Genomic DNA, 22,346 nt, shown 5'->3' with positions numbered 1-22,346 from the left:
AACGGCTCCTCAAAAGGTGCTTTGGGGAGTCACCGTTCTCCTTTTTTCTCCTGTTTCATTTTTTTCTCGTACAGGCGGGCTTGGGACAAAAACTTGTGGATGAGTTTATTGTTCGGATCATATTGGCGAACCCACTCCCACTCGGCAATCGCCTCTTTAAATTGCATCTGCCCCATGAAGACGGCGCCGAGATCGATCCGGGCCTGAATATTCTGCGGGTTGACTTCAAGCGCTTTCCGAAGGAAGCTGACCGCCTCTTCCTCCTCGCCGATCATGTTGAACGCCCAGCCGAGCTCGCGCATCGCCTCGTCCGTTTCGGGCGCCAAATTGAGGACCGTCTTCCACTCGCCGATCGCGTCGTCCCATTTCAATTCTTTTGAATAGATGATGCCGAGCATGTGGTGCGCATTCAGATGCCCCGGATCGATATCGATGATCTTCTCGAACGCCTGTTTGGCGCCGGGCAGATCCTTCCGCTCAAAGAGGATCTTCCCCATCAGCTCATACGCTTCCGTATAGGCGGTATCTTCATCAAGCGCCTGTCGAAGGTACCGAAGGGCCCGGGCCATTTGGTTCTTCGCGTGATACGCTAAGGCGATGTTGAAGAAGAGATCGGTCACCTCCTGCTCGTCACACCGGAGCTTCTCCAGCCGCCGATAGATGCCGAGCGCTTGATCCGGTTTGTTCTGCACGAGGAGAATGTTGGCGAGAATAAAGCTGCTCTGATAGTCTTGCGGGAAGACTTGGACCGCTCTTTGAATCACTTCCAGCGCGGCGTCGAAATGACCGAGGTGGAGATAGATATCGGCCAGCTCGTGATAGGCCGGGAGGTGGTTTGGATCGGCGGCGAGGACCTTCTTGAGGAATTGCACGGCCAACAGCCAGTTTCCCCGGTCCAACGCCATGACCGCCTTATTTACGAACTTCTCTGATTCTTTCCGCATACGGATCGAACTCCCTCGAAAACCTCCTGGCGCTTTTTCATTCGATCGGCCCCCTCGCTTCGAGGAATCTGGGCGGCATCTTTCTTTTCGATCGATCTGACCCTATCGCTTCTCTTCTCTATTTCCGACCGGCGAGGCCGCCGGTCCGTCCTTCATTCACAACCTCTGAGATTGGCCGTCGGAATCTCTTTTTTGAGCCAAAAGAGATTGAACATCAGCAGTGAGATTCCGATTGTAATCGCCGAATCTGCGACATTAAACGCAGGCCAGTGGAATTGGCCGACATAAAAATCGAGAAAGTCGACCACCTCTCCCATCCGAACGCGATCGATCAGGTTGCCGATCGCCCCGCCGAACAAAAGGGAGATTGCAACCAAGCTCGATTTATCTTCTTTGGGGGTCTGCGCGAGAAAATAAAGGAGAATGGAAAGGGCCACAATGGAGACGACAAGGAAGAAGATCGATCGGAAGCCGGCACTCTGATCCGCGAATAAACCGAAGGCGGCTCCCGGATTTCGGATGTAGGTCAGAGAAAAAAAGTCTTGAATCACAACCACGGATTCATGAAGACGAAAGGCATTTTGAATAAGAAGCTTGGTAATTTGATCCAGAATGATAGTCCCGCCCCCGATCAATGTCAAGAAAATAAGCTTAATTTGGCCCAGCAGCATCGGCACCCACCACTCCGGCACATCGCCCGCAGAGGGTCGGATAACCGGCATCGGCCCCGACGTCCTCTCGATAGATCCAACAGCGTTCACATTTTGCTCCCCGAGCCGGTTGAACCTGAATTGCAAGGGACGCTTCCTTCATTTGAACGGTCGATACACCTTCCGGCTTTCTCTCCCACGGGAGAAGATCGACCTGCGAGACGATAAAAAGGGTTGAGAGAAACGCTTTCTTCTCCTGGAGAAGCGGATAAAGCGGCTCCCCCTCTTTTGCGAAGAGGGTGACGCCGGCTTCAAGCGAGCTTCCGATTTTCTTTTCTCTGCGTTGTTGTTCCAGGAGACGGGATACTTCTTCTCTAACTTCGATAAGTTTACCCCATGTTTCTAAAAATGTCTTATTACTTTCCTCTTTTTCAGAAAATTTTTGTTCCGGCGGCCGCCCCATTTTTAAGGCCGTCGGGAAGGTCGTCAGAAGAACACTCTCCTTCTCTTTCAAATCGGCCGGCATATACCCCCAAATCTCCTCCGCCGTAAACGACAGAACCGGCGCCATCAAACGAACCAGCGTCGTGAGCGTTTCCAGCAGCACCGATTGGGCCGCGCGCCGCTCGGGCGATTTGGCCGCAGAGGCATAGAGTCGATCCTTCAAGATATCGAGATAAAAAGAGGAGAGATCGACGGCGCAAAAATTATTCAACGCATGGAAGATCGTGTGGAACTCCGCCTCGCGATAGGCCCGCTGCACTTTCTCGTTGAGGATCTGAAGGCGATAGAGCGCCCATCGATCGATCTCCTGCAGATCGGCTTCGCCCACCGGTCCGTCGGAAGGATGAAAATCATAGAGATTGCTGAGAAGGAACCGGCAGGTGTTCCGGATCTTTCGATACGCTTCGACCAGCTGAACGAGGATATCCTGTGAGATCCGGACATCTTCCCTGAAGTCGGTCGCCGAGACCCAAAGGCGCAAAATCTCCGCGCCGTATTTGTTGATGACCTCTTGCGGCGCGACGACATTCCCCGCCGACTTCGACATCTTCTTTCCGGCGCCGTCGACGACGAACCCGTGGGTGAGGACCGCCTTATATGGGGGACGGCCGTCGGTTTCGAGCGCCGCGAGCAGACTGCTGTGAAACCAGCCGCGGTGCTGGTCGGAGCCTTCGAGATAAAGATCGGCCGGCCAGGTCAGCTCCGGCCACCTTCTCGTATTTTTCAAAACGGCGGCGTGGCTCACCCCCGACTCGAACCAGACGTCGAGAATATCGTTCTCTTGCTGGAGGCGGCTCCCGCCGCATTTTTTGCAGGCGGTCCCCTTCGGAAGGAGTTCGGCGGCGGCCCTGGAAAACCAGACGTCGCTCCCCCCCTCTTTCTCCATCAGATCGGCGACAAAATCGGCGATCTCCTTCGAGACCAAAATCTCGTTGCAGTCGAGGCAGGCGAAGGCGACGATCGGCACCCCCCAGACCCGCTGGCGCGAGATGCACCAATCGGGACGGCTCTGCATCATCCCCAAGATCCGGTCTTTTCCCCACTTCGGAATCCACTGGATCTCCTGCTCGATCGCCTTGATCGCCCGCTCGCGCAGGTGGTGTTTCTCCATCGAGATGAACCACTGCTCGGTGGCGCGGAAGATCACCGGATTCTTGCAGCGCCAGCAGTGCGGATAGGAGTGGCTGATCGTCTCCTTCTTCAGGAGCGTCCCGCGCTGATTCAGAAGGGCGATGATCGCCTCGTTGGCCTCGAAGACTTTTTGTCCGGCGAACTCCCCCGCCTCATTCGTGAAGCGGCCCCGATGATCGACCGGCGCATAGACCGGCAGTCCGTAGCGGAGACCGACCTCGTAGTCTTCCTGTCCGTGACCGGGGGCGGTGTGAACGCAGCCGGTCCCCTGCTCCAGGGTGACATGCTCGCCGAGAATGATCGGCGCGTCGCGATCGAGCCATGGATGACGGCAGACGATTCCTTCAAGCTCGCTCCCGGTCCAGCCCCCGGGAGCCACTTCATAGGAACCGGGGGCGAAACCGAACGCCTTCATGCAAGCTTCGATCAGGTTCTGCGCCAAGATCAGATCCCCGGCGGGTGTCTTCACAAGACGATAGTGAAAATGCGGATGGACCGCAATCGCCTGGTTGGCGACGAGGGTCCAGGGGGTCGTCGTCCAGATCGCAACAGACGTCTGTCCATCCGGGCGGATGGAAAACTTTTCCTTCGGATCTTTGACCGGGAATTTGACATAGATCGACGGCGAGGCATGATCGGCATATTCGACCTCCGCCTCGGCGAGCGCCGTCTCATCGTTCGGGCACCAGAGGACCGGCTTCTTTCCTTTATAGACGTCCCCGGTCGCAACAACCTTCCCGAACTCACGGACGATCGCCGCCTCGTAGTCGGGGGTCATCGTCAGGTAGGGATGCTCCCAGTCGCCGAGGACGCCGAGCCGCTTGAACTCGTCGCGCTGGATGTTGACGAACTTGTCGGCGTAGTCCCGGCAGCGCTTTCGGATCTCCCCCTTGCTCATCCCCTGCTTCTTCGGACCGAGGTCCTTCAACACCTGATGCTCGATCGGAAGGCCATGACAGTCCCAGCCGGGGACGTAGGGGGCGGCATCGCCGCTCATCGATCTTGATTTGACGACGAAGTCTTTCAGGATTTTATTGAGGGCATGCCCGATGTGGATATGACCGTTTGCGTAGGGGGGCCCATCATGAAGGATGTACTTCTCCCGGCCCCCACGCTCATGGAGCACTTTCTGGTAGAGTCCGCTCTCTTCCCATCGCGCCAGCTGTTCCACTTCACGCTGGGTGAGGTTGGCCCGCATCGGGAAATCGGTCTTCGGAAGATTCAGGGTCTGCTTATAATCGGCTTTATTTTCCATAAGAAAGATGATCGATAGTAACATTCGACTTTTCGGATGTCAACGATTCTTCTCCCGGAAAGACGGGCCATTCCGCAGGAATTTCAGGGCCTCCGGCGCTCATGCCGGCCCGGTCCGCTGCTTCTTCAGGAAGGCGATCGCTCCCTCTCGATCGGTCAACCGACCGGAGAGTTGTTCTTCCCGAACCAGAGCGAGAACGCTTCCCACCTCCGGCCCCGGGGGGATCCCCAAAAGCGCCATCACCTCTTCTCCGGAGAGAAGCGGCGCCGGAATGCGCGCGCGCGACGCGGCCATCGCTTCCATCCCGGTGATCCGCTCCCGCAGCCGGCGATACGAAACCAATTGCGGGCTCCCGGAGGGCGGAACCGTGGCGCTCCCGTCACAGAAGATCAGATGTAGAAGTTTGTGTCCGGGCCGCTGCGGATTGAGAAAGTGTTTCTCGATCGTGGCGGCGCGCATCTGATCGACCTCTCCCTGGACCAGGATCAGATGTTTCTCGATCAGCCAGGCGAGCGCCTCCTCGTTCACATGATAGCGGCTCCCTTTCGTAAAGGTCGAGAGCTTGAGACGGGCCGCGATCTCGCGCGCGAGACGCGCCCCGATTTGATCATGCCCGTTGAAGCGGATCCGATCGACCCCGTCCCGCTCCGGCGTCTGGAGGGTATACGGCTTTCCGATGTCGTGGAAGAGGACCGCCAGCGCCGTCTCCGCATCGTACGGCTGCTGAAACTCCGCCTGGAAAACGGGCGAGGCAAGAACGGAGAGGGCCAAACGGGTGTGGATCCAGACGTCTCCTTCGGTGTGATAGATCTCCGGCTGGGGACATCCCTTCATCCGGAGCAGCTCCGGAATCAGCTCGGCGAAGGCGCCGCTCTCGTCCCAGAGATCGAACGCCCGGACCGGATCGGAGACGATCGCCTTGATGAGCTCCTTCGCGATGATCTCGCGTGGGACGATCTCGCTCCCATCCTCCCGTTTGGCATTGAGCGCGCCGATGGCGGCGCGCAGCGCCGTCCAGGTTTTCTCCTCGAAGCGAAATTGAAACTGGCAGGCAAAGCGCAGGGCGCGTAAGAGTCTCGATGAATCTTCGGCAAACCGTTGCGCCGGATCGCCGACCGCCCGGAGCAGGCCCGCTTTGAGATCGTTCCCCCCGCCGAAGGGGTCGACCAGCGACTTTTTCCTCAGATCGGCGGCGATGGCGTTGACGGTGAAATCGCGCCGGCGGAGGTCCTCCTCGACGGGAAGGGCGGCATCGCTTTGCACTTCAAAGTCGCGGCGCCCTCCTCCCCCCTTCAAGAAAGCGCGCTCCGTTCTGGGAAGGGCGATGTCGATCTGCTCTTCCAGGACCGCCCCGTGCGGCGCGAATTTGTAGACCCCGAAATTCTTTCCGACCCAGTTGACCTTGCCGTGCAGCTTCAAAAAATCTCTCAGCTTCTCGGCGGGAATCCCCCGGACCAAAAAGTCGAAATCTTTCGTCTCGCGCCCCAGGAGAAGGTCCCGGACCGCCCCCCCGACGAGGTAAATTTCCCCTTCCGGAAAACGCGTTTCCAGCGCGGCCAGGAAGGGAAACGCCGCCCGGCTCTGATCGATTTTACGCCACAGATGATCGACGAAAAGCGCCATGCCTTTCACTATAGAGGCCTCTTCTTTTTTGCGCAAGCTGATTTCGTCTCTCGGAATTAAACTCTTTTATTTCACCGAATCTCTGTGTTATAATCCGATCGTTTTTCATGGTGAGTGGTGGGTGTAGCTCAAGGGTAGAGCACTGGATTGTGGATCCAGGGGTTGGGGGTTCGAAACCCCTCATCCACCCCAACCAAAACTGCATTTATCGATATATTCCCCGCTTTATTCAAGCCCCAAGATAGCAGCAACTCTCCAGGATGCGTCCGATTCAGATAAGGAGGAGATCACAATGCAGACAGAAACCATCCATCCCAAGGTAACGGCGCTTCTCGCATTGGAAGCGATGATGATTGAAAATCAGCCCGACGTTTACCGGATCGAGAGTTATATCTATCAAACCTTCAACCAAATCGAAAAGATCCTCTCCGCGGAACAACCGGAGCGTCTTTTGAACCGGGACGAGCTGAAGACCTTTCAAGACCTCGTCCTCGGCTATAACGGAGGAGAGCGGCGGCGGGGAGACCGCCGGCGCGAGCAGCTCCCCACTTCAACGGACCGGCGGAGAAACGATCGCCGCTGGGCGGCTTAATGGTTTGTGATGGAAGTTAATAATCGATGACGGCTGAAATCAAAGCAGACAAGGTGCTCGATTGCAAAGGGATGAAGTGCCCCATGCCGGTTTTGAAAACCAAATTGGCGATGGAAACGCTCCAGGTGGGACAGGTCTTGGAAATGATCGCCACCGATAAAGGATCGAAACCCGATATGGCCGCCTTCGCCCAGCAGACAGGCCACACGTTGCTCTCGATGAAAGAGAGCGACGGGATCTATACCTATTACATCCGGAAAACAAAATAATAAGGAACAGATGGAACAGAAGTTAAAAGAAGGGATCGACCCGGCGCTGGAAGAACGGCTTCGATCGTTGATTGACGAGCGGATCGAGGCAAAACTGGGGTCGATTCTTGAGAAGCAACCCGCGCGGAAGAAAAAGCTGGCGGTGATCGTTTCGAAAGGGACGCTGGAGGCGGCCTATCCGCCGCTGATCCTGGCGACCACGGCGATCGCCCTCGACATGGAGGCGGCCCTCTTCTTCACCTTCTTCGGCTTGCATATTTTAAAGAAGGGGGCCGCCGAGTCGCTTCGGTTCGTCCCGCTGGGAAATCCGGCGACCCCGATGCCGATGCCGAATATCATCTCGGCCCTTCCCGGCATGACGGCGCTTGCGACAATCATGATGAAGCAGACCATTGCCAATAAACAGATCGTTTCGATTCCGGAGCTGCTTGATCTTGCGCGGGAGAGCGGCGTGAAGCTCTGGCCCTGTCAAATGACAATGGACATGATGGGAATCGAGCGGAAAGGATTGATCGACGGATTGGCGGAGCCGGTCGGCGCCGCGACCTTTCTAAGCTACGCCGCCGACGCCGACATCACCCTATTCATATAAAAAGGGGCGACCCAACGGGTCGCCCCTACATGAACATCACCCCCCGAGGAAAGCCCTTGCTTCTCTCCCCCACATCTGGTAAATAGATCTTCTTTGCGCCCATAGCTCAGCTGGATAGAGCACTTGGCTTCGAACCAAGGGGTCGGGAGTTCGAATCTCTCTGGGCGCACCAACTCCGCTAGGTTTTCGGCAGGATCTCGATTGTTCCCCGCATCCTGGGATGAAGATGACAGAAGAAGTCATACATCCCCGGCTTTGCATCTTCTTCGACCGGAATCATTTTCGACTCCCCCGGCCGGATCACGTTGATTTGTGATAAGGCCGGGATGACGAGGCCGTGGATATTGCCCCCTTTGTTTACCAGGGAAATCTCATTCCCGGCCACGACCCTGACCTGTAAAAACCGTGGAGAATAATAATCGTCCCGCGCAACCAGTTTCGGCGCATCGGGACGTTGATCGACGAGCTTCGGATATTTGGGGACATGTTTTTTATTGATGTTCGCCTCAACCAAGGCGGTTGTTCCGATAAGAGATATAAGAGCGAAAAGAAAAATGAAACGACGCACTTGAACCCTCCTTCTGTAAGCTCGCTTATGGTCACCAAGCTTACAGTTCCAATATAAGTCCGATCTTTGTATCTGACAATAGCTCGAAAGAAGGAGATGATTGATATCGATTTACTTTTGTGGTAGGATTCCGGTTTCCCTGCGCCTGTAGCTCAATTGGATAGAGCGTCGGCCTCCGGAGCCGTAGGTTAGGGGTTCAAATCCCTTCAGGCGCACCATCCAATTTGAAGCAGATACGAGCGTTCGAAATAGAATAAAGGCGAGGATCAAGCTGAGCTTGTCCGAGCCGCGGGGCGTGGGGGCATTGGAGGACCTTTTCTCTTCCTTTGCCGCACAGGCCCCCACATATAATAGGGCCGTTAGCTCAGTTGGTAGAGCAGCTGACTCTTAATCAGCGGGTCGAAGGTTCAAGTCCTTCACGGCTCACCATTTAATTTCAATAAGTTACACCGCAAAGCGCAAAGAGGAAAAGGGGGAGGGTTAAGCAGAGGGTTAACCTCTCCTCCTTTTCCTCTTCTCCTTCTCTAACCATTCCCTCAGCCGCTTTTTCCTCACGAACGCAACGGGGCACCCTTCCAGGTGGTTATAGTATTCCCCATGCTTGAGGCAGGATCGACACATCTGATTGAGGATAGTGTGATAAGAAAAAAAGTGGAACTGACAGCAGCGGCATTTGATTTTAACTTTCGGTTTTTTTATCAGCCGGCCGTTGTCATCGATCATCATTGAAGCCCATCGCCGCCCTGCATTCTGGATTGCTCGATCCGGCCGATCCGTTTCGTCAAATCAAGGTGGCGCTCATCGTCTTGCTTATCGTGAGATTCGGTCCACTGTCCAAACTGTGACATTTGCTTGTCAAGGCCAAGAAGAAGCTTTATTCCATAGGCCAACAAGACGACAAGCACACCACTTAAAATCGTTCCAATGTTGAGCGACACCTCCATCCCTTTCCCCTCCCCTTAATCCGACAGCGCTTCCCTTGCTGTTTGCCCCACCTGAGCAGCCCCAGGAATCCCGGCCACCCGCCCCGCTCCTTCTACCGCCGTGACGAGGCCGCGCGCCTTCGTCTCCGGCTCTTTGCCGAACAACATTCTTCCAATCCCTTTCGGGATTCGCATCAACGTAGAAACAACCGGGATCGGCACATCCTGATACACGATCGCTGAAACCAAATGAGAGAGGAAGGGAACCTTGTTCAATGCTTCTTGGACCATTTCTTTTTCGACTGGATCATCATCATCCATTCCCGTCAGGAACCCGGCCAGATCCCGAAGTCCGACCTCGGCGAGGGTCGCCAGGGTCAACCAGGTGAAGATTCGGACCGCTTTGGCGGGATTACGCTCCCGGATGCCGGCGCGCCAAAGATCATGGCGAATCAGGCTCCAGTTATTCAGCGCGAAGTTTTGAAACTGGAAGAGCACTTTATCGAGTGATCGGTTTCCCGTCAGCGCGCCGCGGGAGATCGCCAGAGGGGTATCCTTGAAGAACATCGAGGCCTGGGTGCGCCGCAGCATCAATTCGGCATAGGCAATGGCGTCCTTGTTCGGCTTCTCGAAATCCAGGGTTTGTCCGTGCTCATTGAGGTATTTCCGGTAGGCGCCGGCGGTGATCGCAGAGGCGGCGTACAGGTCCAGCTTTTTGAGGGGTCCGAGTCCGATCTTCGTCATCCGGGCCAACCATTTCCGGTCGGACAGCTCCATAAAGGCCGGATCGTCGGCTTCTCTGTCTCTAATCTCCGGGAAATTCTTTGTGAGAAATTCACGCCACCGCTTCGACGTCGCCACGTCCATACTGCCGGTGAAGGCGTAGCGGCCGATCATCGACGCCCCGGTGACGATCGAGGAGGGCTGCACCAGCGCCGAGGAGACCTTAAACGACATGGTCGCCACCCCCACGTTGCGACGAAGAATGTCGAGAATGGCAATCTGCCGGTCCCCCTGAATGCCTCCCTTCCGCGCAATCAGATCCAACCACTGAACCATCAGCGATTGCCCCCGATCGCCGGCGGCCGCTCCGTACTCCTTGGAGTTGGCGACCTCGTAGAGCATTTTCACGGTCGGTCCCATATTGAGAAGGTATTCGGCGTTCTCGGTATGGCGGAGGAAGATCTCCATGGCGTTTAATTTGATCCTCTGCTTTCCGGCTCCGATCCTGGATTTTGTAAAGCTCATTTCAGGGTGTTTCGTCCGAGGGGCATACTCCGGCGCTTCGATCAACCGGGAAACCACCTCCATCTCGGTCAGCTTTTCCCAATCGGTCATGAAGCTGAAATAGTTCTTCACCTTCCCAAAGGGTTTTCCGTAAACGTCGGCCATGATCTTTGCGATCCGCGGCCACAGCAGATCGAGCTTCTTCCTCATCCACTGGTAGAATTCCATTTCGGAAGGACGGAGCTGAATCGCGTCGATCTCCTCTTCGGTTAACCCGTTGTTTAAAAGCTTCTCCCGGCCCCCTTCCTGTTGATCCGCGGCGTAGATCCCGATCCGCTCGAAATCCTCGTTCGTCAGCTGCAGCTTTCCCGCTTTCTCCCAGGCCTGTTTTTTGATCGGGTCGATCGCATCGAGGAATTTCCCCCAGGCGGAATCGATCGGCTTTTTGAAATAGGTCATGTTGGCGCCGTCATACGACCCCTTTCCCCCGTCCAACCGGTCAATGAGGGCATCCATCGGAGTGACAGCCAAATCGATGTGCTGGGCGGCGGCAAGGGCTTTTCCTTCGGGCTTCTCGATCGGGACCGTCCCGGAAACCACCGCTTCCTTAATCGCCTCTTTACGGGCTTCCCAAAGCTCTTTTCTGGTAATTTCGGCCTGCCGGCCCAGCTCTTCCAGCAGAACGATTTCTTCCAGCATCGCCCGGATTTCATCATTCGATAAATCGGAGAGCGGCCGGCGCGCAAGAACGGACATCGCTTCCATCATCGCTTCGGTGGCCGGATCCATTTCGCCGTCGATCATCAGCGCTTTCGCGCGCCGGTATCGGCCCTCTGAAAATTCGAGGCTCGAGAGAAGATCCCGGATTCGATTCCGGTAGGGAACGGCGATCGTGTTGCTCTCCGAGATTCGCTGCAGAACGTCTTTGAATTCGGCAATGAGCCCCTTTCTCTCCACCTGTTCGGCGATTTTATCGATCCGAGCGAACGCGCGAACCAGGTCGGCGTGAGTTTTCGCCTTCGCCACGTTCGAGAGCATCGCCCCGCGGGCTTCCATCGGAAGGTGCTTCTTGGCGTAGTCGGCGATTTCCTGCTTGATCGATTCGACGTTTCGGGTAAGAATGTCGGCTTTCAGGTCTTTCAACTCCTGGACCCGGCCGATTTCCTCCAACTTTTCAGCGAAGGTGTTTTTCAGGCGATTGACAATGGCCGTCCGGTCCCGCTTCATCTCGGCGATTTTGGCATTGGCTTTGGCGCGCTCCTCCGAGACACCCGCGCGGAAGCCTTCTTTCGATGCTTTCTCCGCGGCGCGCAGCTTGATTTTGAGGTTGCGCTTTTCCTCTTTCTCCTTCCGCGCTTCGAGGGTCGCCTGTTTCGCCTCTTCGGGGGTTTTGTACTTTTTGACAGAGAAACTCTCTCCCCCAACTTGGCCGCGTGTCGTTCGATCCCGCAGCTCCCCAGCGAAGGCTTTTTCAAAGAGGACTTCGACAGAATTAAACCCACGGCCGCGGAGCGCGTTTCTCAGCTTCTCGAAGAAGGTCCGGATTTTCAGGAAGAGCAGCCGCACCCGGCCCGGGGCTTCGATCTTCTTCTTCGCCACCCAATCGGCGAAGGCGTCCGCGGTGCGCTCGGTCGACGCTACCCAATCTTTTTCGGGGAAGGCAGCGCGCAGGGTCTCAATCTCTTTGTCGGAGAGAAGAAGGTTTTCGACGGAGTGCCACGCTTCATGATAGGGGGTACCCTCGTTCATGTCGCGCAGGGAGAGTTGAATCAGGGAGGCCAGTTGACCATTGTCCAACCGGACGGTCCGGTGAAGGCCGGCCAGCCTGATATCGCCGGTAGTATCACCCATCCCCCAGGAGGCAAGGGCTTTCTCGTTTCCTTCGGCATTGGCCGTGATTTGACCTTTCAGAACGACCCGGCTTCCGGGAGCGATGATCCGTTGAAGGTCGGCGACGATCTTCCGGTATTGATCGTTTGTCAGGCGAAAAGCGCCGCGGGCAACCGAAAACTCTGCCTCCCCCTCTTCGGCCGGCGCTTGCGGTTCATCGGTCTTCGGTGCTTCCGGAACGGGAGTTTTTAAAATCTTTTCGATTTCGGCCGATCGCGCAACCAGATTGTTAAGCCGATCCTCTTGCTCGAAGGGCTTTCCGATTTCTTTCTTAACTTCCTCGACGTCTTTTTCGTTTTTATCAATCCTGCGCTCGATCTTTTCCTGGGCTGCTTCCATTCCGCGGAGAGTGGCGTCAATGCTGGCAATGGTCCCCTGAAAGGTATCCGTTACGTTGGCATAATGATACATCCCGCCCGGCCGGCTCATCCGGATGGAAATATCAAGAGCATAGGCCCCAACCTCTAGATTAAACCCGTTGTACCGTCCGATCGGTTGCCACTGATCATACTTCTTATCGGCCTGCAACCCGGCGCCGATCCGGACGATTTGCTCGCCGGCATCCTTTCGTTCGGTATAAACCTTCCCGCCGACCTCCATCTTGAACTTTTCGGATTTGTTTTTGTCCCGATGGGCGATATCCGCTTTGAGCAATTCAAGGTTCCGCTTATCCCTGGGGATATCGCTTCCCATTTCAGAAAGCCGGCGGCGCAGCCGGAATTGCGCGTCATCGTGCTGGGATTTCAGCAGAGAGAGTTTTCGGATTTCAAAATCGGCTTCCACCTTTTCTTTAAGAAGGGGATTTCCGGAGGTCGCCGCTTTCATCTCCTCGATCGACCGAATCGACTGATCCCCGATGTCTTCGATTTCCCGAATGTCGGTGCGGCCACTCATGACCTGAGCGATCATCTTCGCTTTCGATTCAAGTTGCTGCCACATATACAGGTCGAAAGAAGGCGCTTCGGTCGCATAGCGGAAGATTTGAATCTGAAAATTCTCGGGGTCGGCCTCGTAGAGTTTATTCCCCTGCCGGATGATCCGGCCTTCTCTCTGTTCAAGGTCGCGCGGTCGCCACGGCGCATCCAGGTGATGAAGAGCGACAAGACGCTCCTGAACGTTGGTGCCGGCCCCCATCTTCTCGGTTGATCCCATCAGAATCCGGACCTTGCCGGAATTCACATTCTTGAAGAGTTGCTCTTTCTTTGCGTCTGTATCGGCATCGTGGATGAAGGCGATTTCATTCTCCGGGATTCCCTGCAGAATCAGTTTTCGCTTTATATCGTTGTAGACCGATCCGCGAAGCGACGCTTCCTCAGCGGTTTCTACCGCCCGATCCGCCTCTCCTTCGTCTTTCAGTGGAGCCTCTTCAACCCCTTCCGACGCGGGAGGTTTCGGCGCTTCTTTATCGCCAGCCTCCTTTTGACCTTTCGGGGTGGAGAGATCCAGGAAGACCAATTGCGCTCCCCTCACGTTGGCCGTCTTTTCCCAAATATCGACCACGTTTCGAATTGCAAGGTTGACCTTTCCGGATTTTGCTTCCGGCGCCATCGGCTGAACCAGGCGAATATCGAGCGAGGCCTTCCTGCCGTCACCCGTAATCTTGAGCATGTTGTCTTCTTCCGGCTTAACCTTCCTTTCCTTGATCGCCTGTCCACGTTTTTCCAGAATTTCGACAAACCGCCTCAATTCGTTCGTCGCCTTGGCGATGACCATCTCCGGTTTCCCACCCTTGATCTTGGGGGTCGGAAGGTTCAGCATCTCCCGGTTTTTCAGGTCCATCGTCTGCATGAACATCGACATGAGCTCGGGCACGTTGGTAAACTTGGCAAACCGGGTATTCATGCGGAAAGTGGCGCCAGTTGGGGATTGCTCCAAAGCGGTGACCGTATCGCCGAATTGAGACGCCCAGGCATCGAAATGAGAGAGCCCCTGCCCTTCCAGGGTTTGAGGCTGCAGATACCGTTGCATTGTGAACACCTCAGCCATGGTGTTACTGACCGGTGTTCCGGTGGCGAAGACGATCCCGCGGCCGTTTGTGAGTTTATTGATCAGCTGCGTCTTAATATACATATCAAAGGCGCGTTCACTCTCCGATCGAGCGAGTCCGGCCACGCGCGTCATTTTGGTGGGAAAGAAAAGATTTTTAAAAAGGTCGGCTTCGTCGACCAACAACATGTCGATCCCGGTTTCTTCGAAACTCACCCCGCGATCGGCCCGTGCTTTAATGGCGTCATGGCGCGCATCTATTTTTGCCTCAAGACGCTTTTTCGCTTTCTCCAACTCCTTGACGATCTGGTTTCCGCTCTTACCGGCTTCTCGCTTTGCCTCTTCGAGGAAATCTCTCAATACAGTCAATTCCCGTTCGAGGAATTCGATTACTGTTTCATCGCTGACGGGAAGCTTCGTAAAGGCGCTATGGGCGACGATCACCCCGTCCCAATCACCGGTTGCGATCTTCCCCATCAGCCGTTGACGGTTCTTCTTCTCGAAGTCGGCTTTGGTCGTAACCAAAATGTTGGCGGCGGGATAGAGACGAAGGAATTGATTTCCCCACTCACCGACAAGATGGTTCGGAACGACAAAAACCGGCTTTTTAACGATCCCCAGCCGGCGCAGCTCCATCGCCCCACCGATCATCGTGAAGGTCTTTCCAGCGCCAACAACGTGCGCCAGGAGGGTATTTCCGGATTGAACGATTCTCCAGATTCCGTCTTTCTGATGGGGGCGAAGCTGGATAATAGGAGAAGCGCCAGGAAGGGTTAAATGGCTGCCGTCATACTGCCGAGTCCGAATGGAATTAAACCGCTCGTTGTAAATCTTCACCAGCCGTTCGGCCCGTTCCTGATCCTCAAACGCCCACTTCTTAAACGCTTGCTTGATCGCTTCCTGTTTTTCCTGTGCGGCTAGGGTTTCTTTTTCGTTAAGGACGGATCTCTCCCCGCCACCCGGTTCCCGGAAGGTGTCATAGACTCGCGCGGTTTTCAGATTGAGCGTATCCTGAATCAGAGAAAGTCCGGAATAGCGAGAGGTACCGTATTGGGTTTGGTTGGCGGTTGAGTCAAGATTTCCGCGGACAAAATTAGCCGACCACGTTGCCATCCCCGCCGAATAGCCGACCCTGGTATCGATCCCAAGAAGGTGTTTTATAAAATCGCGCACATCAGACGGCGGCACCCAGGAAGCACCGAGGCGAAGATCGATCTTTCCGGCGGTCAATTCTTCCGGCTGAACCGCTTTGAGAGCTTCGACATTTTCTTTAAACCGTGGATCTGCAGCAGCAGCCCCCTCCGCGGCCTTAAGTTTCTCCCGCACATTGCCGGAAAGGTACTCGTCGGCGGACTCCCAACTTCCTTCCGGATTGAGAAAGATCAATCCCTTTAACTCGGATTGAAGATCGGCGTCGCTCTTTCCGGTCAACTCCCGCATTCGGTCAAAATCAAGCCGGCCCATCTCGTTTAAAGAAGCGAGCATCGCCTCTTTTGAGGTATCGACCCGGCTGGCACGGAGGTTTCTTTCGATGGTCCGCTTGCTGAATATGTCCGCCTTGGTCGCGGTCTTCGCTTCTTTGTCCCACTTCTCGAGCGCGGCCAGGGTGTAGTAATCCGGATCGTTTCGGAAAACCACGTTATTCGGCTGTGAATTGATATAGCCGTATTTTTTAACGAATCGATCGTAGGTTTGATTTAACTGCTTCCGTGTGCGAAGAATATTTTCTTCGGAAGACTCCATCATCTGAGTGCGGATCACTTCACGAACCGCATCCCGAATTGCGATCATCCCTTTAACGCGTTCGGCGGCCACCCCCTCAATCGGCCGATCGGTCGCCGTCATGGGGGCGACGAGCTGCCCGCCCTTCTCCATGTAAAGTTTTCCGTCCTGGAGGGTAAACGCGCCGGGTTTGACATCCTCCGGAGCCGGAAGCCTTTCGAGAATTTCCTGAACGGTCTTCTTTGGAGCATCCCTAAAAACGTTCTCAGGAAGACGGGAAACCGCCTCCTCAATGGCCTGCGTTAAATCGCGGCCGTCCGGCGCCAACCCCATCCGGCCCGGATGTAATTTGTCGTCAGTCACCTTCCCCAGCATCATCTCGGGATGAGCGATGAAGTATTCGTTGTTTCTAAGAGGTACCCCGCCCTCTCCCTTGAAATCGCTGTCCTTCGATTCAATCCAGGCGGGTCCGGTCGGCTTCTCCCCAGGAAGAAGCTTTCGAAGAAAGATCACATCGGTTGTGACTTCGGTGTTGGCGATCTTTTTGAACGCCGAGGAGGGGAGACGAATCGCGCCGATGAATTCTGTTTGTTCAGCCATCAACCGGCGCATCTTCTCAGATCGGCCGCTGTTCATGCTGCCGGAGGAGGTGATAAAGGCGAGCACACCACCCGGACGAACCTTGTCGAGTGACTTCACGAAAAAGTAATCGTGGATGAAGAGATTATGTTTGTTATAAGGAAGGTCGTTTACTTTAAAATCGCCGAAAGGAACATTACCCACGGCGACATCGAAAAAGTTGTTCGGAAGCTTCGTGTCTTCAAAACCCTGAATGCGAATGTCGGCGGTCTGGTAGAGTTGGCGAGCAATCCGGCCAGTGAGAGAGTCGATTTCAACGCCGGTCCGGGTCGATCGCGCCGCCATCTCTTGCGGCATCAATCCGAAGAAGTGACCGACCCCCATGGACGGCTCAATGACGCGCCCCCCATTGAATCCGAAACGCTGCAGCGCCTTATAGATCCCCGCGATAACTGCCGGAGAGGTATAGTGCGCGTTCGGTGTGGTTGCGCGCGCTTGCTCGTATTCCTGCTCGGTAAGGACTTCTTTTAAACGGCGGTTCTCGTCCGACCAGTCGCCCCATTCGTTGAAGGCGGCCGGCATCCCGCCCCAACCGACATATTTGACAAGAACGGCCTGTTCTTCCGGGGTGGCAAGACGTCCTTCCGCTTCGATGTTTTTAAGGAGTTTGAGCGCGTCGAGGTTTCGCTTGAACTTACCTTTGGGCCCGCCCTCTTCGAGGTTGTCGATCTCCGGACGGATAATGTAGTCGTACCCGGCGGGCTTCCCTTGGTGGGATTGGTTTCGGGCTACCCCTTCTCCGGTGGAAGGAGAAGATATTTCTCCCTCGTCAGCTCCCAGGCCTCGTCGAACGTCAACCCCTGTGTCATCAGACGGTTGATCTCGTCGTGCGTCTTCTCTTGGGCTTCGAGAAGTTCCTTCTCCAGCGTCCCCGCTGCTGAGAGTTGACGATACTTCTTCGGAAGGTGTTCCTTCCAGTGGGCTTTGGCTTGTTGGCCGAACTGATCCAGGCTCATCGGCTGTCTCCTGTGGCGACGCAATTATCTTACTCTCTTCCGCTTGTTGAATGGAAGCGCTTTTTTCTTCCCGCGCTTTTCTCTCCGCATCGGTTTCAATCATTCCACCGCGGCCTGAGAGAAGGTTTTTCAACCGCTCCCGGTTTCCCGTCTGCTTCTTTTTCTCCCCCTCATCGTAAAGCCGCTTTCGAAGCTTGATTACCTCCGCCGGTTCAATCAATTTCCCCCCGCCATTTATCCGCGCCTTGAAATCCTCCATACTCACTTCGACCATTGACCCGAAAAAGGCAGGATTGTCGTACTGTTTCAGGTAGGCGGTTTTGGCCTCTTCCGGGGAAGAGAATCCGAGCATGACCTTTTGCTCATCAAATTTGTTCTTATCGGGATCGACCTGGTTGACGACAAAGATCTTTTCCGATTCCAGGTTGGGCCCGAGGTAAACGTCGATATGCTCTTTGTCGGCGCCGGTCGTTCCCTTGATATACCCATAGTCGAAGTTCATCTTGAAGGATTTCCCGCCGACGTTCCGCGTGGAACCCTTCGGGTTTTCTATTGAGATATCAAGACCATTGATTCGGAGGTGTCCCTTTTGGTAGTTTCCGGCTTCAATTTGGGCTTCGGAGGGGGAGGTGTCAACCTGTTCGCGTGCTTCTTCGAGTTTTTGATCGAGGAGGGAAGGCTGTTCAATTTCCGGCTCAAGCGGTTTGAAAAATTCCCCGGTTTCTTCGGCGATGATCGGACGGGTGCCCGTCTGCATCGTCTCAGATCCAGGAAACATTTCACCCTGCTGGGCGGTAGGCGCTTTAGGTTGCTCTTCGGGGGGTGCTTCGGGAGAAGTTAATCGGAAGTCTTCGGTTTCGGTTTCAGATCCACCACGGTCTTGCGGCCCAGGAGTTCCACGGTTATCCGCACCGGATTCGGGGGGAGTGATTTCAACCAGGGAAGGAGGCGGTTCGGTGGACGTTTTTGCCCGCTCCCCGGATTCCCTTCGCCTTGCTTTGTCGGAGTAGAGGGCGGTGTCTGCTGCGGTTCTTTCCGATCCGACGCCATAGGAAAACTCCAATCCTTTAAACTGACGAGAAGACCCGTCAGCATACTCAACGGTTACAATACCATTTCTGAGAACGTCGCGCAATATTTCCATCTTCGCATAAGCGTCCACTTCCCGATCGAATTGCGCGGCAAACTCATCCCCGCTTAAATGGTATCCCTCGATTTCAGATTCTTTAATCGCATCGCCGATCGCGCGAAGAAAAGCGTCTCCGGCTTCATGGCCCAAATTATCGTTGACCCATTTCAGCCCGTCCATGTCGATCATAGCCTGAACGTCGCGGCGATGTGGACGGCCCTTGTCGGTCGTATTGTCGATCGCCTCTTCGTAGGCACGATCATTCGGAATTCCAGTCTTCGCGCTCGTCAGGAGTTCCTTTCTCATCTCCTCCGGCGTCATTCGATTGACAATCTTTCTTTTCTTGATATCGGTCCGGCGCTCGAACGCCTTGGCTTCCGGCGAGTCAAACCCAGGAAGGTCCGGCGAGTAGTAGCGTGAGAAAACGGATCCCTTCCCCAGCGCTTTAAGGGAGTCGGCGTCCCGACGAAGCGCTTCAAGAAAGTCGGCCGGGGTGGAGTCTTCCGGAACGAACCCATGTTGCGCCGCCATTTGCCGAAGCCGATCGAGGGGAAGGCCTGTTTTTCGGTTGACCAGGTTGAATCCTTCCCGGATCGAGAAGCGTTGACGCACATCCCCCGCCATCTGCGTTTCGTTGATGCCACCTGCAGCACGAACAAAGGCGGCGAGCGAGGTATTCTTGTCGGTCCCCTTCAATCCGAGCGGGCTCTTTTCGTCCATCTCCTTCGGCTGGGGAATGTCCTCCGCTTCCTCATCAAGAACTTCGACCTCCTGACGAATCGAGGGAATGGTTTGCTGTGGCCTGGGGCGCTCGATTTCAGGGGAGATAGGACCGGTCGGAGCGTCCGGAACAACCTGCGGCGTCTCAACCGGTGTCGGTCGGACGGCTTCGGGCTGCTCGATCACCTGCCCGGTCGTCAAATCGGCTTCGACCCTGGGAGCCAGCGCCTCAGGCGTCTCCAGGGAAAGGCCCCGCCCAGGAGGCGGTATCGGCTGATCGGTCGGCACCAGAAGGTCGACGTCTGTCGGCGCTTCAACCGGGCTTGCAGCTGCAACCGGTTCAACCGGCAAACCCCTTCCGATCGGCGTCTCACCTGGTATTTCTGACAGGTCGCGCGCGCGGAAGCTGGTATCCGGCGGTCTTCGTTGTCCCGGCGTCGGGGTGGCGTCCTCTTCGGAATAAAGGTTTCCTTGGCGGTCGACCACCACCCCCTCTTCAACCTTTTGGGTCACCGTGCCGTCCGGAAGGATGTGCGTCGGGGTGAAGGTTGGAGGTTCGGTCGGAGACGCGGGCGGTTTTCCGGTTGGGGGAGGGGTCGCTTTGGGTGCCTCAACCGGAAGGCCCCTTCGTCCAGCCATCCGATTTCCAACCGTGGAGATCCCACCTTGAACACCGGCGGAAATCATTGTCGACCCGGTTGTCAGCTTCATCCGCTCGATCAATTCCCCGCCGGTTAGATTCGGATCCAATCCGTTGACGTAGGCATTGAGGGATTGACTTAAGGTGGCGATGTTCTCACCGGGGAGTTCCGCGGCGTAGAGATTCAGCAATCTTTTAAAAGGGCCTGTACCTGATTTAAAAAGCACTTTCGCCGGAAGATACTCGGTCCCCGCTTCGATCACACCATTTAATTGAGCGTACAGAGCCGCTTGACCCTCCGGGAGTCCCTTGGACCGTGCCTCACTGTAACTCTGCCCTGCCTCTTGTGCAGCGAAGGAGCCCACCAATGGCGCAGGGTTTCCGGCAATGATCGACGCGATAGTCCCAGGAATCATGCTCCCAAGCGAAATACCGGCCTGTGTGGTTGCTTTCTGCCAGAAGGTCTGATTCTTCGGCGTGATTTCTTCCGATCGCGCCCTTGCTTCCGCACCCAGGCGCTCGCCGAACTGGGAAATCGCTTCATCCCGAGGAGGGGGAGGGGTTTTAAGGCCCGGCATTAACTCCTCGGCGATCTTTAGCACAATCCCGCCCATTGGATCGGGAGTCGATCGGCCCTCGCCGACCATTTGGGCAATCCCGCCAACCGCCTCTTTTCCAGCCTGGTAGGTCAATTCCGGAATCGCTTTTAACGTCTCGCCCCAAGTCGCTGGCTGATCCCGCATTGTCTCTGCGTCGGCCCCTGGAAGCGTTTCGTGGGCCGGTTTCAGGCCGATGCCGGGACGCCCCGCTCCGGCGACGGAAAGCCCCTTTCCCTGGGCCGGTTCATCATCGAAACGGATTTGGTCAGGCTTGTAGATTTGGCCGCCAGGAGGCGACGCTGAGGCATCCGTTTCGTCAAATTGGATTTGATCCTTGGGGATGATCGGCATCAGGGCACCCAGTAGTTTCCGTCAGGAAGTTGATAAACCTTCTTTCCGCCAGAGGTGCGGCCGGTATCCTTCGCGCCGGCCGGGGGAGATACCCACTGACCAGGCTCCCGGCCTTTAAAGGGCCAGAATCCAGTTTCCTCCCCCGGAATGAACTGATCACCCATCCCCATGCGAAAGAGGGAGTTGTAAACGCTGAATCCGGCCGCGATCGCGCCGTCCTCGTCCTCAGGATGTTCCTTTTTGTACGCAAGATAGGCTTTCGTAAATCCGTCTTGCGCCTTCTCTTCGAGGTAATCGCGTTGAGACTTCGGCATTTTGGCCGCTTCCGCGCGAAGCTTACCGATCTCTGCTTTCGCCTTCTCGATCCCAAGGCGCTTCTCTTCCAGTGTCAACTTGAAGATCTCTCCGCCTGTTTCGGAAAGCAGCTTGTCGGTCACCGCGTTTCGATACCGGATATCGGCCTCCCGCGCACGATACCCCTGACCGGGCTCTTTTCCCGGGGTGACCACCAACCCTCTCTCCGGCCGGGTCGCCCCGGAAGACGCCTCCGGCGCTCCGAGATTCAACCCAAGCGCTCGAGGTCCAGCCCCCTCGCCGCGGGTCGCTACCGGCCGCTCCTGAACCCCTCCGGTATTGAGTTGAAGCGACGTCGGCCGCTCCGAGTATCCGACCGTCCCAGGCGTTCCAGGGCTTTCGAATTCGGCCTTCCTCATCGCCTCATCAACCGCCAGGCGAAGCCGCGCTTCTTCTGTAGCGACCTGACGCTCCCGCAATCCAAGTTGCGTCCGGCGATCCGCTGCTTCGCCAGCTTGCGCCATGGTTCGATCGTAAACGGCAAGCCCCGTCAGCCCCGCCTCTCCGACCTGAGAGACAGTCGAAACCGGATACCGGGAGGGTCGCTGAGACGCCATCAAAGAAAGCCCGGTCGCCAGAAGAGACCGTTGAAGCGCCGTCCGCTGATCCGGCGTCATGTTCTTAAACCATTTGGCGGTTGCGCTTTCCGGCGCAGGGGGGCCCATTCCTTCAGGCGTCTTGAGCCCTTGCGGCTGTCCGGGAGAAGCGACCACATCAGGCGTCGACACATCCGAATCAACGGCAGGGATGGTAGGAATACCGCGGCGCTCCCATGTGGGGGGAGACACGGCAGACGCCGCGGTATTTGGCCACTCGGGAAGTGGCGGCGAGGTCATTCCGGGACGCGGGGAAACCCGCTCCTCGGCGATGTTCTTCGGACCGTAAATCGGTCCAGTAATCGCATTCGAAACAGGGGTGACGGCACTTCGATTCGGATTGCCGGGTTCGATGCGGCTTCCTTCGTCCCGATAGATACTCTCTGCTATATTCGGCTTTGACGGAGGATCTTCGAATAAAACACGATCCCCGAAATTGATCCTCAAGCCGTTCCCTTTCCGGATATCATCGTGTGCCATGCCGTC

11 protein-coding genes and 4 tRNA genes are annotated in these 22,346 nt (G+C 56.0%); 7 read left to right on the top strand and 8 right to left on the bottom strand.

Features of this window, described 5'->3' with window-relative positions:
- Window positions 1-29: 29 nt before the first annotated feature.
- The 4 genes from MNODULE_RS04110 to MNODULE_RS04095 all read right to left on the bottom strand — a co-directional run bounded on the left by MNODULE_RS04110 (window position 30) and on the right by MNODULE_RS04095 (window position 6,107).
- Window positions 30-944 (bottom strand): tetratricopeptide repeat protein, encoded by a 915-nt coding sequence (locus tag MNODULE_RS04110; protein ID WP_168058199.1) that lies wholly within the window; start codon window positions 942-944, stop codon window positions 30-32.
- 152 nt (window positions 945-1,096) lie between these two features.
- Entirely contained in the window at window positions 1,097-1,666 is a 570-nt protein-coding gene (gene lspA, locus MNODULE_RS04105; RefSeq protein WP_238339198.1) for a signal peptidase II, read from the bottom strand.
- Window positions 1,596-4,484: an isoleucine--tRNA ligase gene (ileS, locus tag MNODULE_RS04100; RefSeq protein WP_168058198.1), complete on the bottom strand. Its 2,889-nt coding sequence runs from the start codon at window positions 4,482-4,484 to the stop codon at window positions 1,596-1,598. The genes lspA and ileS overlap by 71 nt, the downstream gene beginning before the upstream one ends.
- A gap of 99 nt (window positions 4,485-4,583) precedes the next feature.
- Window positions 4,584-6,107: a CCA tRNA nucleotidyltransferase gene (locus MNODULE_RS04095; protein ID WP_238339326.1), complete on the bottom strand. Its 1,524-nt coding sequence runs from the start codon at window positions 6,105-6,107 to the stop codon at window positions 4,584-4,586.
- Between the two features lie 117 nt (window positions 6,108-6,224).
- On the opposite strand from MNODULE_RS04095, the gene MNODULE_RS04090 reads away from it, so the two are divergent.
- The 5 genes from MNODULE_RS04090 to MNODULE_RS04070 all read left to right on the top strand — a co-directional run bounded on the left by MNODULE_RS04090 (window position 6,225) and on the right by MNODULE_RS04070 (window position 7,732).
- Window positions 6,225-6,299, top strand: a tRNA-His gene (locus MNODULE_RS04090).
- Window positions 6,300-6,399: 100 nt separating this feature from the next.
- Window positions 6,400-6,699, top strand: coding sequence for a hypothetical protein (locus tag MNODULE_RS04085; RefSeq protein ID WP_168058196.1), 300 nt, complete (start codon window positions 6,400-6,402; stop codon window positions 6,697-6,699).
- A 26-nt stretch (window positions 6,700-6,725) separates the two neighbouring features.
- A complete protein-coding gene (locus MNODULE_RS04080; RefSeq protein WP_181070920.1) occupies window positions 6,726-6,968 on the top strand; it encodes a sulfurtransferase TusA family protein in 243 nt (80 codons plus the stop codon).
- Between the two features lie 10 nt (window positions 6,969-6,978).
- Window positions 6,979-7,560, top strand: a complete 582-nt coding sequence (locus MNODULE_RS04075) for a DsrE/DsrF/DrsH-like family protein (protein ID WP_168058195.1) — start codon at window positions 6,979-6,981, stop codon at window positions 7,558-7,560.
- A 95-nt stretch (window positions 7,561-7,655) separates the two neighbouring features.
- Window positions 7,656-7,732: transfer RNA gene (locus MNODULE_RS04070), tRNA-Arg, on the top strand.
- 6 nt (window positions 7,733-7,738) lie between these two features.
- Here the strand turns inward: MNODULE_RS04070 and MNODULE_RS04065 are convergent.
- Window positions 7,739-8,128 carry a cupredoxin domain-containing protein gene (locus MNODULE_RS04065; RefSeq protein ID WP_168058194.1) on the bottom strand — a complete coding sequence of 130 codons (390 nt, stop codon included), beginning with the start codon at window positions 8,126-8,128 and terminating at the stop codon, window positions 7,739-7,741.
- Between the two features lie 141 nt (window positions 8,129-8,269).
- Here MNODULE_RS04065 and MNODULE_RS04060 point away from each other — a divergent pair.
- A tRNA-Arg gene (locus MNODULE_RS04060) sits at window positions 8,270-8,346 on the top strand.
- A 135-nt stretch (window positions 8,347-8,481) separates the two neighbouring features.
- Window positions 8,482-8,557 (top strand) — tRNA-Lys (locus tag MNODULE_RS04055).
- Window positions 8,558-8,850: 293 nt separating this feature from the next.
- On the opposite strand, the gene MNODULE_RS04050 is transcribed toward MNODULE_RS04055, so the two are convergent.
- From MNODULE_RS04050 to MNODULE_RS04040, 3 genes are read right to left on the bottom strand one after another with little or no spacing between them, the layout of a single operon-like run.
- Complete coding sequence (locus MNODULE_RS04050) at window positions 8,851-9,072, bottom strand: hypothetical protein (RefSeq protein WP_168058193.1); 222 nt, start codon at window positions 9,070-9,072, stop codon at window positions 8,851-8,853.
- 15 nt (window positions 9,073-9,087) lie between these two features.
- Window positions 9,088-20,910: a diguanylate cyclase gene (locus MNODULE_RS04045; RefSeq protein ID WP_168058192.1), complete on the bottom strand. Its 11,823-nt coding sequence runs from the start codon at window positions 20,908-20,910 to the stop codon at window positions 9,088-9,090.
- Window positions 20,910-22,340, bottom strand: coding sequence for a hypothetical protein (locus MNODULE_RS04040; protein WP_168058191.1), 1,431 nt, complete (start codon window positions 22,338-22,340; stop codon window positions 20,910-20,912). The genes MNODULE_RS04045 and MNODULE_RS04040 overlap by 1 nt, the downstream gene beginning before the upstream one ends.
- Between the last annotated feature and the right edge of the window lie 6 nt (window positions 22,341-22,346).

Origin of the sequence: Candidatus Manganitrophus noduliformans (assembly GCF_012184425.1) — a bacterium.
Classification (GTDB): domain Bacteria; phylum Nitrospirota; class Nitrospiria; order SBBL01; family Manganitrophaceae; genus Manganitrophus; species Manganitrophus noduliformans.
This window is presented reverse-complemented; position numbering and strand designations above follow the sequence as displayed.

Coding starts and splice junctions, on each gene's coding strand:
- MNODULE_RS04110 (WP_168058199.1), bottom strand. CDS start 944: ATGCGGAAAGAATCAGAGAAGTTCGTAAATAAGGCGGTCATGGCGTTG.
- lspA (WP_238339198.1), bottom strand. CDS start 1,666: ATGCCGGTTATCCGACCCTCTGCGGGCGATGTGCCGGAGTGGTGGGTG.
- ileS (WP_168058198.1), bottom strand. CDS start 4,484: ATGGAAAATAAAGCCGATTATAAGCAGACCCTGAATCTTCCGAAGACC.
- MNODULE_RS04095 (WP_238339326.1), bottom strand. CDS start 6,107: ATGGCGCTTTTCGTCGATCATCTGTGGCGTAAAATCGATCAGAGCCGG.
- MNODULE_RS04085 (WP_168058196.1), top strand. CDS start 6,400: ATGCAGACAGAAACCATCCATCCCAAGGTAACGGCGCTTCTCGCATTG.
- MNODULE_RS04080 (WP_181070920.1), top strand. CDS start 6,726: ATGACGGCTGAAATCAAAGCAGACAAGGTGCTCGATTGCAAAGGGATG.
- MNODULE_RS04075 (WP_168058195.1), top strand. CDS start 6,979: ATGGAACAGAAGTTAAAAGAAGGGATCGACCCGGCGCTGGAAGAACGG.
- MNODULE_RS04050 (WP_168058193.1), bottom strand. CDS start 9,072: ATGGAGGTGTCGCTCAACATTGGAACGATTTTAAGTGGTGTGCTTGTC.
- MNODULE_RS04045 (WP_168058192.1), bottom strand. CDS start 20,910: ATGCCGATCATCCCCAAGGATCAAATCCAATTTGACGAAACGGATGCC.
- MNODULE_RS04040 (WP_168058191.1), bottom strand. CDS start 22,340: ATGGCACACGATGATATCCGGAAAGGGAACGGCTTGAGGATCAATTTC.